Annotated in this window: 11 protein-coding genes; 1 reads left to right on the top strand and 10 read right to left on the bottom strand. The window is 44.8% G+C overall.

The window, feature by feature from the left end; genetic code table 11:
• Positions 1-258: 258 nt before the first annotated feature.
• From AAFP14_RS16465 to AAFP14_RS16440, 6 genes are all read right to left on the bottom strand, one after another.
• Positions 259-1,158, bottom strand: a complete 900-nt coding sequence (locus AAFP14_RS16465; protein ID WP_341733324.1) for an ABC transporter ATP-binding protein — start codon at positions 1,156-1,158, stop codon at positions 259-261.
• A 116-nt stretch (positions 1,159-1,274) separates the two neighbouring features.
• Complete coding sequence (locus AAFP14_RS16460; protein ID WP_341733323.1) at positions 1,275-2,048, bottom strand: ABC transporter permease; 774 nt, start codon at positions 2,046-2,048, stop codon at positions 1,275-1,277.
• A 223-nt stretch (positions 2,049-2,271) separates the two neighbouring features.
• The gene (locus AAFP14_RS16455; RefSeq protein WP_341733322.1) at positions 2,272-3,348 is read right to left on the bottom strand and encodes a hypothetical protein; all 1,077 of its coding nucleotides are present in this window, start codon (positions 3,346-3,348) and stop codon (positions 2,272-2,274) included.
• 198 nt (positions 3,349-3,546) lie between these two features.
• Positions 3,547-4,341: a hypothetical protein gene (locus AAFP14_RS16450; RefSeq protein WP_341733321.1), complete on the bottom strand. Its 795-nt coding sequence runs from the start codon at positions 4,339-4,341 to the stop codon at positions 3,547-3,549.
• 251 nt (positions 4,342-4,592) lie between these two features.
• A complete protein-coding gene (locus AAFP14_RS16445) occupies positions 4,593-5,618 on the bottom strand; it encodes an ABC transporter permease (protein ID WP_341733320.1) in 1,026 nt (341 codons plus the stop codon).
• An 85-nt stretch (positions 5,619-5,703) separates the two neighbouring features.
• Entirely contained in the window at positions 5,704-6,048 is a 345-nt protein-coding gene (locus AAFP14_RS16440) for a hypothetical protein (protein ID WP_341733319.1), read from the bottom strand.
• Positions 6,049-6,628: 580 nt separating this feature from the next.
• On the opposite strand from AAFP14_RS16440, the gene AAFP14_RS16435 reads away from it, so the two are divergent.
• Entirely contained in the window at positions 6,629-10,033 is a 3,405-nt protein-coding gene (locus AAFP14_RS16435) for a PAS domain S-box protein (protein ID WP_341733318.1), read from the top strand.
• A 566-nt stretch (positions 10,034-10,599) separates the two neighbouring features.
• Here AAFP14_RS16435 and AAFP14_RS16430 read toward each other — a convergent pair.
• The 4 genes from AAFP14_RS16430 to AAFP14_RS16415 form a co-directional block, all read right to left on the bottom strand.
• On the bottom strand, positions 10,600-11,445 hold the full coding sequence (locus tag AAFP14_RS16430) for a nitrate ABC transporter ATP-binding protein (RefSeq protein ID WP_341733317.1): 846 nt from the start codon (positions 11,443-11,445) through the stop codon (positions 10,600-10,602).
• A 143-nt stretch (positions 11,446-11,588) separates the two neighbouring features.
• Positions 11,589-13,589, bottom strand: coding sequence for an ABC transporter ATP-binding/substrate-binding protein (locus AAFP14_RS16425; protein WP_341733316.1), 2,001 nt, complete (start codon positions 13,587-13,589; stop codon positions 11,589-11,591).
• A 213-nt stretch (positions 13,590-13,802) separates the two neighbouring features.
• Complete coding sequence (gene ntrB / locus AAFP14_RS16420) at positions 13,803-14,648, bottom strand: nitrate ABC transporter permease (RefSeq protein WP_341733315.1); 846 nt, start codon at positions 14,646-14,648, stop codon at positions 13,803-13,805.
• Between the two features lie 80 nt (positions 14,649-14,728).
• The gene (locus AAFP14_RS16415) at positions 14,729-16,129 is read right to left on the bottom strand and encodes a CmpA/NrtA family ABC transporter substrate-binding protein (RefSeq protein WP_341733314.1); all 1,401 of its coding nucleotides are present in this window, start codon (positions 16,127-16,129) and stop codon (positions 14,729-14,731) included.
• Between the last annotated feature and the right edge of the window lie 928 nt (positions 16,130-17,057).

Below are 17,057 nucleotides of genomic sequence, written 5' to 3'. Positions count from 1 at the left end.
GTTTCTGGGATGGTGCGTGGGTGGCGAGAAACCGGGTTTTTTTGAGAGACTTAGTTACTGTCGGAAAAAATCGTAAAAACCCGGTTTCTGGGATGGTGCGTGGGTGGCGAGAAACCGGGTTTTTTTGAGAGACTTAGTTACTGTCGGAAAAAATCGTAAAAACCCGGTTTCTGGGATGGTGCGTGGGTGGCGAGAAACCGGGTTTTTTTGCTCGTAAAAACCCGGTTTCTGGGATGGTGCGTGGGTGGCGAGAAAATGTTAATATACAGTTTGTTTTGTCACCTCGACATAGATATGTTCTAACCGCACCGGATACCGCGCGATTGAATCAATGGAAATCCCATCAAACCGCAAAATAATCTCTTTTAATTCTAAAGCTTCCGGTAGCCAAAAAGCCAAATCGCTACCGTAACGCCGGGGAATGAAATTGTATTTTTCGGCCCTAGCGATGACTTCAGCTTCTTGTTGAGTTTTCACCACAATAATTTCTTGAGCCGGAATCAGTTTTTGCAACTCTTCCAAGCTACCTTCGGCGACAATATTCCCACTCTTTAAAATCCCGATTTTTTGACACAGACGTTCCGCTTCATCCAACAAGTGGGTTGTCAGCAAAATCGTAATTCCCTGGGATTGTAATTGTTGAATTAAATCCCAAATTTCATAGCGGGCTTCAATATCCAAACCTGTTGTCGGTTCATCCAAAATTACTAATTTGGGTTGGTGCACCAAAGCCACGGCAATATTCAATCGGCGCTGCATTCCCCCACTCAAAGTTTCGACTGGACTTTTGGCTCTATCTGTTAAGTTTACTGCTTTTAAACATTTTTCTACTTGAGAAGAACGCTGTTGGCGATTCATCCCATAAATTTGAGCAAAAAAGTTGAGGTTTTCTTCACAACTCAGGCTTTTGTATAGCAGATTCTCTTGGGGGGCTACACCGATTAAGGTTTTTGTTGAGTCGGAAACTGGTTCGCCATTGAGGGTGATTTGACCACTGTCTGGATTTAGCAAGTTGCATAAAATATTGATAGTGGTGGTTTTTCCGGCTCCGTTTTGTCCGAGCAAACCGTAGATTTCTCCGGCTTGTATGTGCAGTGTCAAATCTCGCAGCACTGAGCGTTCGCCGTAGGATTTGTTGAGTTTTTTGATTTGCAGCACTGCTTGAGTTCTCCGTAGTTTTTTGTATAATAGTGGTTGGATGGTTGATGATTTTTTGGATTTTTTTTACCGCAGAGGGCGCAGAGGGCGCAGAGGGGGAGAAGAGTGAGGTGGTTCTATAGTCTTTTTTCTATTTTTAGCATTCTGTGGTAAGAAAGCCATCCACCTGCTATCATGGCTATAGAGAATATGAGTAAAAACCAGAAGTGTTCGGAAATGTCATTTATATTTTTGCCGTTGGCCCAAACTTGCATTAGTGCTTCGTTCATGTGGTAAATCGGGTTGTATTTGGCAAGTTCGAGCAGGCTTTTGGGAAACAGTGCTGTGGGTAAAAATGCTCCTCCTAAAATCAATAATGGGACTCCGAAAGCTGCGACTAGGGAGTTGACATCTTCTGTGCGCCTCGCGAATTGGGTTCCGAGAATGAAGCCGACTCCGACATAAGATATAATACTGAGGATAATAATCGCACTTCCTAATAAGAGAGAGCCTTGAAATTGTGCTCCTAAACAAGAGGCGATGGTATATACTAGAATTACTTGACCGATGCCGATCGCACTGTGAGCTAGAAAAATTCCTAAAAAGTAGGAAATCCCACTCAGGGGCGAAATAAATAATCGTTTGAGTGTATGTTGTTCTCGCTCTGCTACGACTGTGGCGACGCTTCCGCCGAGACAGCTAAAAAATAAGGCGGCCCCTACTAAGCTTGCAGGTGCTGCACTTTCAAAGGCTTTTGCTGTTGTTAGCTGGGCGCGTTCTTGTAAAATCGCTCCGTTAATTAGTAAAATCGAAACTGGGAAGATAATCCACAGGATTAAGCTGCGTTTTCGCCGTAATAGTTCAATTAAAATCCGCTGGGCTACAGCTAGGGTTTCGTACCAGTATTTCATATTAATTAAGATAAGATTATACTCGCATCTTGGATCGTTTTCCTGAACAGGCTTTCGGGCTTGTTCCACAAAGAGTTAATTTGATTTATACCACGGCAGATTATATCATAAAAAACTTAATTAATTTAATTATTAATCAAAAAAACCCACCAGGGCGGGTTTTGGGGTTTGAGGGGGATGCTTTTAATCTGTTGATGTCTGTGTCTAGGGATACTTTTAACCTTCATTTAATCTGAAAACTCGTACCTCTATAACATCCTTGAAAAGAAGTTAAATTTGTTTGACTTATTTGTTCTAATTTGGTGACGATTGAGGGGCTATTGCTACTATCGGTAGTGGATTCCCACTGGTACATGAAGTCACCTTCGCTGAGGCTTTTTCCATTTCCTTTGTAGCTATATTCTTCGATGGGAATTCCGCTAACTCCTGTAATGGTTTGCTTTTCGTATCCGTTGACAATGATTTTTTCAATGACAGCACCGGCTTCGATGGTGAGTTTCCAGTTAATCGGTTCGTAGGCTGAAAGTGCGAGAATTATTGGTTTATTTTTGCGTTGTACTTTGACTTCAATGGCATTTTTGGAGGGATTGCCATTGTCTTGGGGGGAGGTAGCTTCGTAAGCGGCTATTAAGTGTAGTTCTTTGTTCCCGGTTACGGCACCGACATGGGATGAAAATTTGTAGGAATTGCCAAGATAGCAGTTGGCTTCAAAGTTTACTGGGGAAGTTGGAGGATTTTTTTGGGCTAGTTTCTGCTGGGCTGTTGGGATTACCCACATTCCAGTGCCTACGGCTAAAGCACCGATTAAAGTTGCTACAATACTGACGGGAATTAGATTTATGAGGTGGCGAAATTGGTCGGATTTTGTAGCTTTAGTTAGCTGTTGTTGCCATGTTTCGCCAAATTTGCGTGAAGCGAAGCTATCCCGCAGGGAATCGCCTTTGGTGTTACGATCGAGACAAGTCAACAATGCTAAACTTTCGGGCTGTTCTAGTAAATTTTGAATTTCTGTCCCTTGGCCAATGTAGAGGTTTCTACTGGTTCTGTCTAACAGCAGCGAATGGCGATCGCCCTTACCGAGGTTATAATCTTCTAGGACAGGCTGCACTAAGTCGTGTTGCAAAAATACCAGCCAAGCCAGATTGTTCCCCGTGGAGACTATTTTGCCATCGCTGCAAATAAGTTGGTCGATTTCTGGTTCCCACCGCCAAGCTACCCAGCGGGCATCTCCGCGATAGCCGAGGGATTTTTCTAGTTGGGGATGGGCGGTGATTTCTAAGCGTTGAACTAAGTTTGACATGAGATGTCCTCAAGTGCGATCGCCACTTTCATCTCCTAGTTTAACTTAATTAGGACAAATCAAAAACTACCAGTGCCGTTGCCACTGCCACCGTTAGGAGACAGATTGTTAAGTAGAAGGAAGAAGGAAGAAGGAAGAAGACTTATGCAGTCAGCTTTTCTGTCATCCATATTTTACGTTTAATTAAGTGGGCCCTACTTAATTGGGAATTATGTAGGGCCCACTTCCAGGATTGAGATTATTGGGATTGATATTGGGAGAAGTTCCAGGATTGAGATTATTGGGATTGATATTGGGAGAAGTTCCAGGATTGAGATTATTGGGATTGATATTGGGCCCACTTCCAGGATTGAGATTATTGGGATTGATATTGGGAGAAGTTCCGGGATTGAGATTATTGGGATTGGTGTTGGGAGAAGTTCCAGGATTGAGATTATTGGGATTGATATTGGGAGAAGTTCCAGGATTGAGATTATTGGGATTGATATTGGGAGAAGTTCCAGGATTGAGATTATTGGGATTGATATTGGGAGAAGTTCCAGGATTGAGATTATTGGGATTGGTGTTGGGAGAAGTTCCAGGATTGAGATTATTGGGATTATTGGGATTATTGAGATTATTGGGATTATTGGGATTATTGAGATTATTGGGATTATTGGGATTTGTACCCGCAGGAGTAGTTATGGGAGTGCCGGCTGCATCTCTGGTAATACCATTGGGGTTGGGATTAGGTGGATTGGCTGCGTTGGGGTTAGTAGTAGTGGTATTAGGGTTATTTGTCACTGCGGGAGTAGTATTTCTCCCACACAAACTGGCTAAATCAAAAGTTGTGCCGTTTGAAGTTTCGATATAGCAAACTGGTACGTTTACCTGGGGGTTCGAGGTTGTCGGAAAGTCCGTTGTTCTGGGCATGGGAAGGCTGAAAGCGACTTCTGCCAGCATTAGTGGAGTGAAGGTGGCAGATAGGACTGCTATTGTTGGTAGTAATCTCATCAGGGTTTCCTCTGGTATTAGTATGGAAGTGTTTTTCTAGTATTGCCCACAAACTACAAATTGTCCTCATCCTAAAAAGGGATTCACATCGATTCCGGTTCCATCGAAATGATTAAACCGCGAAGACACGAAGAGGACGAAGCAACAACTGCATCTTCTTCTTTCCTCCGTTGGGGGGGCTGAGGACGGTTCTGCCTTCGCGTTCTTCGCGCCTTCGCGGTTCCCTTAATCTTACTCTTCTTTAGGCAGTTTTAGTAACGAATTCGCGGGTCAATGTAGGCATTCAAAATATCAATGACAATGCTAGCAACCACGACTATTCCCGCAAAAAATACCACGATTCCTTGTACAGTTGGATAATCCCGCAAACTAATTGCCTCATAAAGTCGATTTGCCAACCCAGGCCAAGAAAAAGTCACTTCTGTTAAAATCGCACCACCCAACAGTGCAGCAAAAGTTAAGCCCAAAACTGTAATTACTGGAATCAGAGCATTTTTGAGAGCGTGACTCCATAAAATCTGCAATTCGGGAATGCCTCTAGCTCTAGCTGCTTCTACATAATCTGCTTGTAAGGTTTGCTTGAGATTCACTCTGACAATGCGCTCGAAAATGCCGCTTAAAAGAATGCCCAAGGTCAAACTTGGCAGTGCTAAATGATGCAAAGATATCAGAAATTGACCGAAGTTAGCACTCAACAGGCTATCTATGGTATAAAGTCCGGTGTAACCTTCGGGCGCTGTTAATGTCACCGGAAAACGAGTTCCCAAGGGAAACCAACCTAACTGTACCGAGAAAATTAATTGCAATACCATGCCGGCCCAAAAGGCGGGTAGGGAGTAAGTGATGATGCCAAATAAACGGCCTGCGACATCGAAAATAGTGTTGGGGCGGGATGCTGCTAAGGAACCGATACTGATGCCGATTATTAAGGCTACGGCCATGCTGCAAACTGCTAATTCCACCGTGGCGGGGAAATTGTCTGTGATAATTTGCCACACGGTTTGTCCGCGAGTGGTGATGGATGTTCCCAAATTTAGGCTGAATAAGTCTTTAATATATTTAAGATATTGTTGCCATAGGGGTGCGTCGAGACCTAGTTGGGTTCGCATTGCTGCTTTGGCTGCGGCGGGTGCTCGCGAGCCGAGAATGGCATCGATGGGGTCTCCCGGAGTGGCTCGCAGCAGCAAAAACACGGCTGTGGTGATGGTCCACAACATGAGCGGTGCTAGGAGCAAGCGGACAAAAATGTAAGATTGTAGGGCTTTGGAGCGAGACATAGGATTGGGGAATGGGAAATTGGCAAGAGATTGTTGAGTTGATTTTAGCTATTGTCGATCGCCTTTTTACCAATTTCCCATTTTCCTATTGACTTAGCAACGATTCAAATGCAGCTTGCAAGGATTTGATATCGCCCACTCTAGCGACTAACAAGTTTTCGCTACCTGCATCCTGCAATCGGCATTTCCAATAATTGATGCTTTCGGAGTTGTTCATCCAGAAGCTAATCACGCTGTCTACGACTCTATCTACATCCCAGCCTCGGTGGGGCGAAACGGTTTCTACTGATGCGACAAAGGAATCTAGGGTACATTTGCGATTTCCCAAGTATTCTACACCGGCAGAATGCTGCTGTTGTAATAATTCTTGCTGTTGGTTGAAAAAAAATAAAGTTGGAGATACACCCAGGATTTCAAATGTATAGTTCATACCATCCTCCTAAAGTATTGTTTGACAAAAATGTCGATCGCACAAAGTGCTGATTTTTTTGTTTGGCTATCGGCTATTTCCGGTAGATGCTTAAATAGTTACCGATTATTGGGTGTTTTTTGCCAATCTATGAGACATTTCCTACAAGGAGAGTCAAGAACAGGCAGGCGGTGCTTGTTATAGAATAATTATGGCAGAGGTCTATTTTATGAATAGCAAACTTCCTCGCAAAAGATTGTTAAATTACTTACATTTTCCCCCGTAAGTCAAATTAATTAACAATCACAGAGCAGCCGTAAGTAAACGCACCTAAAAAAAACCAGAGTCAGATACCGGAGTTATTGAATAATTGCTGTATCTAAGAACGGTCGGATTGTATGTTTAATGAGAAGGAGCTACAGATTGTTGGAGGAACCGATTTGCTAAAATTTCTTCCCGGCAGTCGAGAAAAGGTCAAGATTAGTGGTAGCTTAGGTCTAGGGAATATACAAAATAAGCAAAATACGCAAATTCGGGATCTGCCAAAATATTGATGTTATTGAAAACCCTGGGTTCTAGCCTGATGAAAAGCCCGCCGAAAATGTCACTGAGTCTTGTATTGTTGATACCGCTGGTGGTGCAAATGTCTGTAGCGGTAGGTGTGACTGGATGGCTGTCTTTTCGCAACGGTCAGAAATCTGTCAATGACCTAGCTAGTAGGTTAAGCTTGGAAGTAGCAGCCCGGACTAGGGAAAATTTCCGCAGTTTTGGGGATGCAGCTTACCTGTTTCTGGAAATTAATGCTAGCGCGATCGCCTCTGGAAACTTAGATCCCGATAACTTCCCTAACTTAGAGCGCTATTTTTGGAACCAGACTAAAATTAGCGATCGCGCTAGAACCATTTATTACGGCGACGAAAGTGGTAGATTTCTCTTGGTCAAGAGAGGACCAGAAAATTTTACCTATATTAAAGATAAATCAACGGGGGGCGATCGCCAAATTTATCGTCTAGACAGCCAGGGAAATCGCACTCAGTTAGTCGAAACCATAACCTATGAGACCCGTACAAGACCTTGGTATACAAACGCCAAACAGTCAAAAAAACCCACCTGGTCTCCCATCTACGTGTTTGCGGCCCCGCCAGTATTAGGCATTACGCCCGCAGTCCCCATCTACACCAAAACCGGAAACCTGCGGGGGGTACTAGCAGTTGATGTCACTCTTTCTCAAATCAGCGATTTTCTCAAAACTATCAAAATCAGTAAGTCGGGACAGGTGTTTGCGATCGAACGTAGTGGCGAAATAGTCGCCAGTTCGACAGAGGAATTACCCTTTGTCACCACCAAAGACGGACAAAAACGGCTGTTGGCTACGGAAAGTAAAAATTTACTCATGCGATCGGCCGCCAGACATTTACAATCAATTTTTGGCAGTTTTGCCCAAATTCGCAGCCAAGGACAGTTCACCTTCGATATGGACGGTTCGCGGCAATTCATTACGGTGGTTCCCCTGCAAGACGAACGCGGGCTGGATTTGCTGATTGTGGTCGCTATTCCCGAAGCAGACTTTATAGAGCAAATTAACACCAATATTCGCACAACTATTTTATTGTGCTGTTTTGCCTTCCTTGTGGCGATCGTCTTAGGTATTTTCACATATAGCTGGGTAGCCGAACCGATTCGCCGATTGCTGAAAGCTTCCAAAGATTTAACAAAAATGTCCAAGTCAGCAGATTTTACCTCTTCGGGACTAGAACGAGAAGTCGAAGTCAAAGGCGTTAACGAACTCGGACTTTTAGCTCAATCTTTCAATCAAATGGCAAGACAGTTGCGCTCTTCCTTTGCTACTTTAGAGGAAACCAATTCCCATTTAGAAAGCCGAGTAGCAGAACGAACTGCCGAACTCAAATCAGCAGAAGCAGAACTGCGAGCGTTGTTGGCAGCCATGACCGAATTAATTGTAGTTGTGGATGCTAGCGGCCGCTACTTAAAAATTGTGCCTACCAATCTATCCCTACTGTACGCACCAGCTCAAGAATTAGTAGGCAAAACCATCAGCGAAATGTTCCCGCCCACAACAGCCGATCGCTTTCTTGACTGCATTCGCTCGGCTTTAGATACCAAACAAACCGTCAGTATTGAATACACTTTAAACCTGCGCGGTCGTGAAGTTTGTTTGGCGGCGAGCATTTCTCCGCTTTCTGAAGAGTCTGTAATTTGGGTAGCCCGCGACGTTACGGAATACAAACGAGCCGAATTAGCACAGCGGGAAAGGCAAAAACAGTTGAGCAAGCAAAATACTGTTTTATTAGAATTAGCCAGAAATAAAGCCCTTTACCGAGGGAATTTAAAAGTAGCTTTGAAGGAAATTACTGAAGCAGCCGCTCATACCCTAGAAACAGAAAGAGCGGGTATTTGGCTCTACGATGACAGTAGATCGAAATTGCTATGCTTTGACCAATTTGAGCGCAGTAGCGGTAGGCATTTCGCAGGGGAAGAAATTTTAGCAGCCGATTATCCGGCTTATTTTCAAGCTTTGGAAGAAGACCGAACGATTGCCGCGGACGATGCTCTTTCAGATACCAGAACCAGAGAATTTGTCGCATCTTATTTTGTAGAAACAGGCGCTACTTCCACTTTAGATGCACCGATTAGACTCGGTGGACAAACTGTAGGAGTAATCTCTCTAGAACAAGTGGAAACTTTTCGTAACTGGACGGTGGAAGCACAAAATTTCTCGGCTTCCTTGGCAGATTTAGTGTCCTTGGCTATGGAAGCTAGCGAGCGCGAACGCACACAAATAGCTCTACGTCAAGCAGAACAAAAATACCGTAGCATCTTTGAAAATGCAGTGGAGGGGATTTTTCAAACAACTCCTGAAGGGCGTTTTTTGAGTGTGAATCCGGCTTTTGCCAAAATCTACGGCTATTCGTCCCCAGAGGAACTGACATCGAATTTGACAGATATTCGACAGCAGGTTTATGTCGATCCTAAACGCCGGGATAAGTTGGTGCAGGCGATCGATCTATGCGGCGAAGTTTCGGGATTTGAGTCTCAGGTTTACCGCGCCGATGGCAGTATAATCTGGATTTCCGAAAGTGCCCGTGCGGTTTACGATGCCGATGGTGTGCCTCTTTACTATGAAGGTAGCATCGAGGATATTAGCGATCGCAAAGTCTTTGAATCTGCCCTCCAAAGAGCTCTAGAAGCCGCCGAAGAGGCTTCCACCGCCAAAAGCGCATTTTTAGCAAACATGAGCCACGAACTGCGAACACCGCTGAATGCGATCATCGGCTACAGCGAAATTCTCCAAGAAGAAACCGAAGAATTAGGTTACGATGAACTCCTCCCAGATTTGGAAAAAATTCGCAATTCTGGAAGACACTTGCTATCTTTAATTAATGATATTCTCGATATTTCTAAAATAGAAGCTGGTCGCATGGATCTTTATTTAGAAACCTTCGATATCGCAGATTTAATTAAAGACGTAGCGTCTACCGCTTTCTCCCTAACTGAGAAAAATGGCAATACCCTAGACTTGAGCAAAATTACCAATATCGGCACTATGCACTCCGATATTACTAAAGTCCGACAAATACTATTAAATTTGCTGAGCAATGCTGCTAAATTCACTCATAACGGCATAATTACCCTCACCGCAACTCGCGAAAGTCAGGCGCAGGAACTCAGCCACGAAATACCAGAAAACTCTGATGAGTCTGAGCATAATTCTCTCTCATCATTGGCACATAGAGAATTTTTGGTGTTTAATTGTACTGATACCGGAATTGGCATGGACTCAGACCAATTGCAGCGAGTTTTTCAACCCTTTACCCAAGCAGATGCTTCTACTACGCGCAAGTATGGAGGCACGGGTTTAGGACTAGCAATCAGTCAGCGTTTTTGTCACATGATGGGTGGTAGTATTTCCTTGGAAAGTAAAGTGGGGGTTGGTTCTACTTTTACTATTCGCTTACCTATTAATATGAATATTAAGTCTTCCTAAGCATAATTTCAGGAGATAAGATTGATGGTAGTTGCAGCTTGCAAAAAACCTGCAACTCTTTAATTGCGATCGCAGCCTGCGGATTTGTATCCGTTTTAATCAACTGGAATATTTTAGGAATTCAAGTGTCAGGATGGAATTACTTACTTTGCCGAAACAACCGGGTTGTTTACGAAAATACAGGTTGTAGTGTATAGATTCGCTGACAAACCCAGTTTCTAACTACCCGCAACCTTGACTAATCCATCAAACAGGAATCAATGACCCGCAATGTGCCAGTTAAAATGGTGGAATGCACACACCATCAATTTAGCAAAAATACCCAATAACATAAAAAAAGAGCCCACCCTTAATCAAAGGTAGCTCAGTTCATGCCAGCTTACGAACAGCTAGGCAATTAGGTCTCTCGACAGGTAGACGTAAAAAGTTGAGAAAAAGATCCGGATGGTTAGAAAAAATTTCTCACCAATAGTTAAGTTTCAGCAATATTCCCTATTTTCAGGGGAATATTGCGGAAGCTTAAGTTGTTCAATATGTCCCATTGTTCATGACTATTACTCGATCGACTAAGCATCGTGATCGTGAGCAAAGCGGCGGAACAAGAAATCTAGAGCGTAGTTCCGCAAATTGTAGTATTCTGGATCTTCCATAATTTGTACCCGATCGCGCGGACGCGGAAACGGAATCTCCAAAACTTCCCCAATGGTAGCCGATGGGCCATTGGTCATCATCACCAGGCGATCGGCTAAAAACAGCGCTTCATCAATATCGTGAGTAATCATCAACACCGTACAACGGTGATCGTTCCAAATTTTCAGCAACTCTTCCTGCAATTCCTCCTTAGTAATTGCATCCAAAGCACCAAAAGGTTCATCTAAAATCAGCACTTTCGGGCGAATGGCCAAAGCGCGGGCGATGGAAACCCGCTGCTTCATCCCCCCCGAAATTTGCGGCGGTCTTTTTTCCGCAGCTTCTGTCAATCCCACCATCGCCAAATGGTCTTTGACGATCGCATTTTTTTCCACCTTGGACTTATTGGGAAATACAGCATTAACAGCTAGATAAACATTTTCAAACACCGTTCGCCAAGGTAGCAAAGCATAACCCTGAAACACCACCATGCGATCGGGTCCAGGCTTAGTAATTTTCTCCCCGTTAATCGTCACGCTACCCTGACTGGGAGTGCTAAAACCCGACACCATGTTTAACAGAGTTGACTTACCACAACCGGAGTGTCCAATCAGGGTAATAAACTCTCCCTCAGCTACATTCAGGTTGACATTTTCTAAAGCTCTGTAACCGTTTGGATAGGATTTGTAAACATTTTGGATCGACAAAAAAGGCTGACGGCGATCGTTCCCTTTCTTGTTTAAAGTTTTGGTTTCGGTATTGTTTTTCGTGGTGTTAATCATGGCTTGGGAATTTGTTAGTGGGTGATGGGCGACGGAAGTTCGGCAACGGATTTAACTGATGTAACACAGGTCATAAATAGGGAATTACTAACTAACAAATAACAATTAGCAATTACTCTATTTTTATGTAACTGAAAACCGCTCTAAGCTGCTCTGCGGCCGGAATCGAGTATCACCTCAGCCATCGTGAAATCGCGTTTAATTTTCAGACTATTGAGGTAGCCGATTGGATCGTCAGCATTAAACACCAAGCCATCAAACAAGGGAAGAGAACCGCGAGTGTAAGTAATATCGGACATTCCCAACTCTCTCGCCGCCGTGCTGAAAGTACCAACTCTGACAACCCGTTCCAGAATTTCCACCCAGTTGCGGGGAAACACAGTATCGCCCCAGCGCGCCATCTGTACCATGTGCCACAGTTGTTCAGTACGGCTGGGACGGTTCACCCCATCTCCGCAGAACAAATGGTGGGCGTATTCCCGCATCGGACTGTCGAGGTTACAAGCATTAGATTTGGGATCGCCTAGTTGGATGTAATTTTTGTCGGTGGCGACATACTCCCGTCCCGCGACAATTTCCGACACCTCAGCAGCGTTAGCTGGAGCGGCACAATACTGAGAAGCTTCCAGCAAAGCTTTGACTAGAGCAATGTGAGTGTTGGGATAAGCATTAGCCCAGTCTTCCCGCACCCCCAGAATTTTGGCGGGGTGTCCTGGCCACAGTTCCAAATCTGTCGCCACGGTAAAGCCGACTCCTTCCATCGAGGCCCGCAAGTTCCAAGGTTCGCCGACGCAGAAACCGTCAATGGTGCCGCCTTGTAAGTCCACGATCATTTGAGCTGGAGGGATGTTTTTGAGCAAGACATCATGGTCGGGGTCAATGCCGCCGGAAGCCAGCCAGTAGCGTAGCAGCAGGTTGTGCATGGAAGAAGGGTGGACGATCGCCATGCGGTGAGTTTGCGCCGGGGTTCTGTGCAGCATTTGCTTAAAGTCTGCCAGGGTGTAGATCCCTTGGTCGTAAAACCGCTTGGCGAGGGTAATTCCGTTACCGTTGCGGCTCATGGTGAGGGCTGTCACCGTCGGTATCGGCTTTTCTTGGTGGCCCCCCAAGCTCAACCATATTGCCATACCAGAGGGCATTTGGGCTGCGTCTAAGTAACCTGCGGCGATGCCGTCTACGATGCCGCGCCAGCTTGTTTCGCGCACCAGGTGGACTTCATCGAGGCCGTGCTTGGCAAAAAAGCCTTTTTCTTTGGCGACGGCTAGGGGAGCGCACGCTGCGAGGGGGACGAAGCCCAGTTCCAGGTTGATTTTTTCCAGTCCATGACGGGCGATCGCCGGTACTTTCCGCGCCCGCAGTTTTTTCACCCGTTTTTGCTGGTTGAGGAAGTAAATCATTTCGCTGCGTAGAGCGTAGTAGCTGGGGTGTGAGACTACTTCCATCCGCTTGCGGGGGCGGGGGATGTCTACTTCCAAAATCCCGCCAATCTTCGATTCTGGGCCGTTGGTGAGCATGACGATGCGATCGCTCAGCAATACCGCCTCATCCACATCGTGAGTCACCATCAGGGCGCTGATTTCATACTCTTGGCAAATTTCCATCAACTTTTCTTGCAAGTTGCCGCGAGTTAAGGCGTCGAGGGCGCCGAAGGGTTCGTCTAAGAGTAACAGTTTAGGACGCAGGGCGAGGGCACGGGCGATCGCCACGCGCTGTTTTTGTCCCCCAGAAAGCAATGCGGGCTGTTTATCGGCGTGGGGAGTCAACCCCACCATATCAATGTGTTTTTGGATGATTTCTAGGCGTTCGGCTTTCGGTAAGCCGTTCATCACCGAGTCTACGGCTAGGGTAATGTTTTCCCTGACTGTTCGCCAAGGTAGGAGCGAATAGTTTTGGAAGACTACCATGCGATCGGGGCCAGGTTTAGTGATTCTTTGTCCTTCGATCGTCACCAGCCCTTCTGTAGGCAAATCCAAACCAGCCACCATATTAAGCAGCGTAGATTTCCCACAGCCAGAGTGTCCAATTAAGGAAATAAATTCGCCTTTTTTAATCTCCAGATCGATGCCTTTGAGTGCAACATAGGTGCCACCGTCTGAGAGATTAAAAACTTTTTGGAGTTGTTCTACTGCAATCAAAACAGACATGATTTTCTTGCCTTTTTTGCGAGGTTGGTTATTTCGATAGATGTTGCTTTTATTCTAGTCTAGATACTCCTAAATTCCCCTTAATCAAGGGGAATTTTATCCATTTCAGATTTTTCTGCTCCCCTGTGTCCTAGCCCTTAGCCACCGCTTCTTTAACAAGTCTTCGCTGTTAAATAATTCTAATTCTTCCTGTCCCAAAGAAGTAACTTAAAACTACTTTCCTTGGCTAGGAGCAATTTTTTGCTGCAACCAAGCCATCAGGCGATCGAGCAATAAACCAACAGCCCCGATGTAGACTACGGCTAACAAAATTTCGCTGATGTAGTTTTGTTGGTAAGCATTCCAAATAAAGAAACCAATACCCGTAATCCCCGACATCACAATTTCCGCAGCAATAATCGCCAGCCAAGCCAAACCGATCGCAATTCTCAATCCAGTGAAAATGTAGGGAAGTGCCGACGGAAATAAGATATTCAAGTAATACTCTTTCCGAGTAAGTTGCAGCACTTTCGCCACGTTATTGTAATCGTCGGGAATTTGGCGGACACCTTCTGTTGTGTTAATTAAAATCGGCCAAACTGAAGTAATAAAAATCACGAACAAAGCAGCAGGTTCGTTTTGTTGTAATGCAGCCAGGGCGATCGGTACCCAAGCCAAAGGAGCCACCATCCGCAAAAACTGGAAAATCGGATCTAAAGCCTTATTTAAAAAAGGATTTGTCCCTACCACAACTCCCAGGCTAATTCCCACAAGAGCTGCTAGAGTGTAGCCTTTTGCCACCCGTTCCAAACTAGCCAATGTCTGCCAAAACAAACCGACTCCGTAGGTTTTGGAGTTCATGAAAGGATACATCAACAAGACGCGAGTCCGTTCATCAGTCCAAACGCTAGTCGGTCCCGGCAACTTGATAATTCCCGTGCTAGACAAGAATTGCCAAACAAACAGAAATCCAATTACTCCTAGGATTGGTGGCAATAAATTTTGGGAATTCTTTTTCCAAAATTCGCCAAATGCTCCTTGGACATCGACTCCGCCTTTGCGATTTGTGCTTACAGCCATGCTCCTAATCTCCTATGTTCGTGCTATTTGTTTGCAAAACTAAAGTTTCTCAACTTTCATTATGGGAAGCTGTTACCCCATCACACTTTTTTAATTGCTAAACTCTTGAGATATTCTTCGGGATTTTCTGGGTTAAATTCTTTCCCGTCAAAGAACTTTTCAATGCCACGAGACGTATTTTTGGGAATTTCAGCATCAGGAACTCCTGCTAATTTTGCTGCTGCTTTCCATAAATCGCCACGGTTGACTTTACCAATAATTTCTTTCTTTTGTGACAAAGTTTTTGTCGGCAAGAAACCCCAGCGAACACTTTCGGTTAAAAACCACAAATCATGACTTGCGTAGGGATAAGAAACGTTGCCGATGTCGTCTTTCCAGTACAGCGGACTCATCTTAAATTCATTGATGTCTGGTTTGGCATCGCCCATAGTGTACTTGCCTTCATAAGGAGGAGTCAAAATTGCTGGAGATACGTCAAAGAAGCTTTTTCCAGACACAATTGACACCAATTCGGCTCGATGTTCGGGCTTGTCGCACCACTGCTGTGCTTCGATTAGTCCTGCTAACAAGGCTGCGGTGGCTTTCGGGTGTTTGTCTACCCAGTCGCCCCGAATTGCTAGATATTCCTCTGGGTGGCCTTTCCAGATTTCGGCAGTCAGGGCTGACATGAAGCCGATGTTTTCTTTGACAATGCGCAGGGGCCAGGGGTCGCCTGTACTGAAACCGTCCATGCTTCCGGTTTTCATGTTGGCCACAGTTTGGGCGGCTGGTACTGTCAGCAAGCTGACATCTGTATCGGGATTGATGCCGTTAGCAGCCAGCCAGTACCTAATCCATAAGTCTTGGTTGACTTTGGGGAAAGTGTAGGCTGCTTTGAAGGGGGTGCCTGCTTTGGCAAGATCTTTGATGTAGTTTTGGGCCGCTTGATCTAGTTTAAGTCCCAGGCCTTTGCCTTGGTGTTTGCCCGCGATCGCAATGCCATTTCCCTGAGTGTTTAACTGCGCCAGAACATACATTGGGATTTGGACGCTGTTTTTAGTAATCAGACCTTTACTAATTAGATAAGGCATGGGCATTTGCCACTGGCCGCCGTCAATCCCACCGCCTGCCGATCCGATTTCTACGTTGTCTCTGGCCGAACCCCAGTTGGCTTGTTTTGCAACTACGACATCCGTCATGCCATACTTGGCAAAAAAGCCTTTTTCTTTGGCAATAATTAAAGGTGCTGCTTCGACGATCGGGATGTATCCCAAGGTGATCTTAGTGCTTTCAATTCCTTCGACTCTTTTCTCGTTGGCAACAGCAACGGGTGATGTTGCCAGTGGAGTTGCTCCTGTGCCACCATCGGCCTCACCACCAGCACTAGCACCAGGTTCGGGGGGATTTCCCAGACAGCCTTTGAGTAATATTGAACTGACAGCAGATGCACCTGCGGTGACGATAAATTTACGTCTGGAAAAATTCTCGGAAAATTTTGTCATAGCCTAGCCTCGCTGCAATCCATAATCTTCTGTAACGACATCACTGAAGTTTATCAAGGCGCTTTTTTGGTGTTTGCTAATTGGGGTTTAGCGAACTCTTTTGAGCGCAGGTTAGCAGTACGGAGTCAAAGATTTATTGTTAGCATAAGTCTTTGGACTCTCCCTACTGATTTGACTGTTTTGATTAAATCGATCTTGGGGTCAGCCCTGTTGTGTGAGCTACGCTGGTTGCGATCCCCACCTTTGTTTGGCTTGATAATTAAGTCTACCGTACTCTCGCAGTAATTCTAAAACAATTATTAAATTTAACTTATAAGTAAATGTTTTCGGATGTGGCTATCAATAAGGAAGGCTTGGCAAGGGCATCCTGATTTGCTTATCAAAATGCTTCAAACTAAGACTTGTAGGGTAAGGGCTGTACCGTTTGGGCTATCGGGGGGCATTCAAATCTATTGTCAATAAGCTGCAAACATCCAGGCTACCTGACATTTACTTTGTTAATATATGTATATTTTTTTTAAGGTGAGGACTAATTGTATTCTAGGATACAGTAAACAATTCAACAGGGATCAAGGGTGAAGTTACCCTCGAAGGGGAACTTCGGTTTAAGTTGTCACCCATGGGCTATGCCGAGCAACCAGTAAAACGAGTAATATCGATTCCGGTTGTATCGGAATGATTTAACCGCGAAGGCGCTTATGACGCGAAGTTCGAGAAGAGAGAGTTTAATAATTCCAATGAAGAGAGGATTTGATATAATTTAAACATCTACCATAAACCCAAACAACTGTTTAATTTTGTTGAGGTTAACGCACAGTACCAATTTTTCTAACAATTATTGACATACGCTAACAAATAGTGTGATCTTTAGCGGATGGCATACATACCACTCAGAAAAGCAGTCGAATTCCTGGGCTTGCACCCAAAT

Origin of the sequence: Microcoleus sp. EPA2 (assembly GCA_020882975.1) — a bacterium.
Lineage (GTDB): Bacteria > Cyanobacteriota > Cyanobacteriia > Cyanobacteriales > Microcoleaceae > Microcoleus.
The sequence above is the reverse complement of the archived record's forward strand: the minus strand, read 5'-3'. Positions and strand labels throughout refer to the sequence as shown.

What these genes read in the sequence shown, in the direction of transcription:
- AAFP14_RS16450 (WP_341733321.1), bottom strand. Translation starts at nt 4,341, where the DNA reads ATGAGATTACTACCAACAATAGCAGTCCTATCTGCCACCTTCACTCCA.
- AAFP14_RS16435 (WP_341733318.1), top strand. Translation starts at nt 6,629, where the DNA reads ATGTCACTGAGTCTTGTATTGTTGATACCGCTGGTGGTGCAAATGTCT.
- AAFP14_RS16425 (WP_341733316.1), bottom strand. Translation starts at nt 13,589, where the DNA reads ATGTCTGTTTTGATTGCAGTAGAACAACTCCAAAAAGTTTTTAATCTC.
- AAFP14_RS16415 (WP_341733314.1), bottom strand. Translation starts at nt 16,129, where the DNA reads ATGACAAAATTTTCCGAGAATTTTTCCAGACGTAAATTTATCGTCACC.
- ntrB (WP_341733315.1), bottom strand. Translation starts at nt 14,648, where the DNA reads ATGGCTGTAAGCACAAATCGCAAAGGCGGAGTCGATGTCCAAGGAGCA.
- AAFP14_RS16460 (WP_341733323.1), bottom strand. Translation starts at nt 2,048, where the DNA reads ATGAAATACTGGTACGAAACCCTAGCTGTAGCCCAGCGGATTTTAATT.
- AAFP14_RS16430 (WP_341733317.1), bottom strand. Translation starts at nt 11,445, where the DNA reads ATGATTAACACCACGAAAAACAATACCGAAACCAAAACTTTAAACAAG.
- AAFP14_RS16440 (WP_341733319.1), bottom strand. Translation starts at nt 6,048, where the DNA reads ATGAACTATACATTTGAAATCCTGGGTGTATCTCCAACTTTATTTTTT.
- AAFP14_RS16445 (WP_341733320.1), bottom strand. Translation starts at nt 5,618, where the DNA reads ATGTCTCGCTCCAAAGCCCTACAATCTTACATTTTTGTCCGCTTGCTC.
- AAFP14_RS16455 (WP_341733322.1), bottom strand. Translation starts at nt 3,348, where the DNA reads ATGTCAAACTTAGTTCAACGCTTAGAAATCACCGCCCATCCCCAACTA.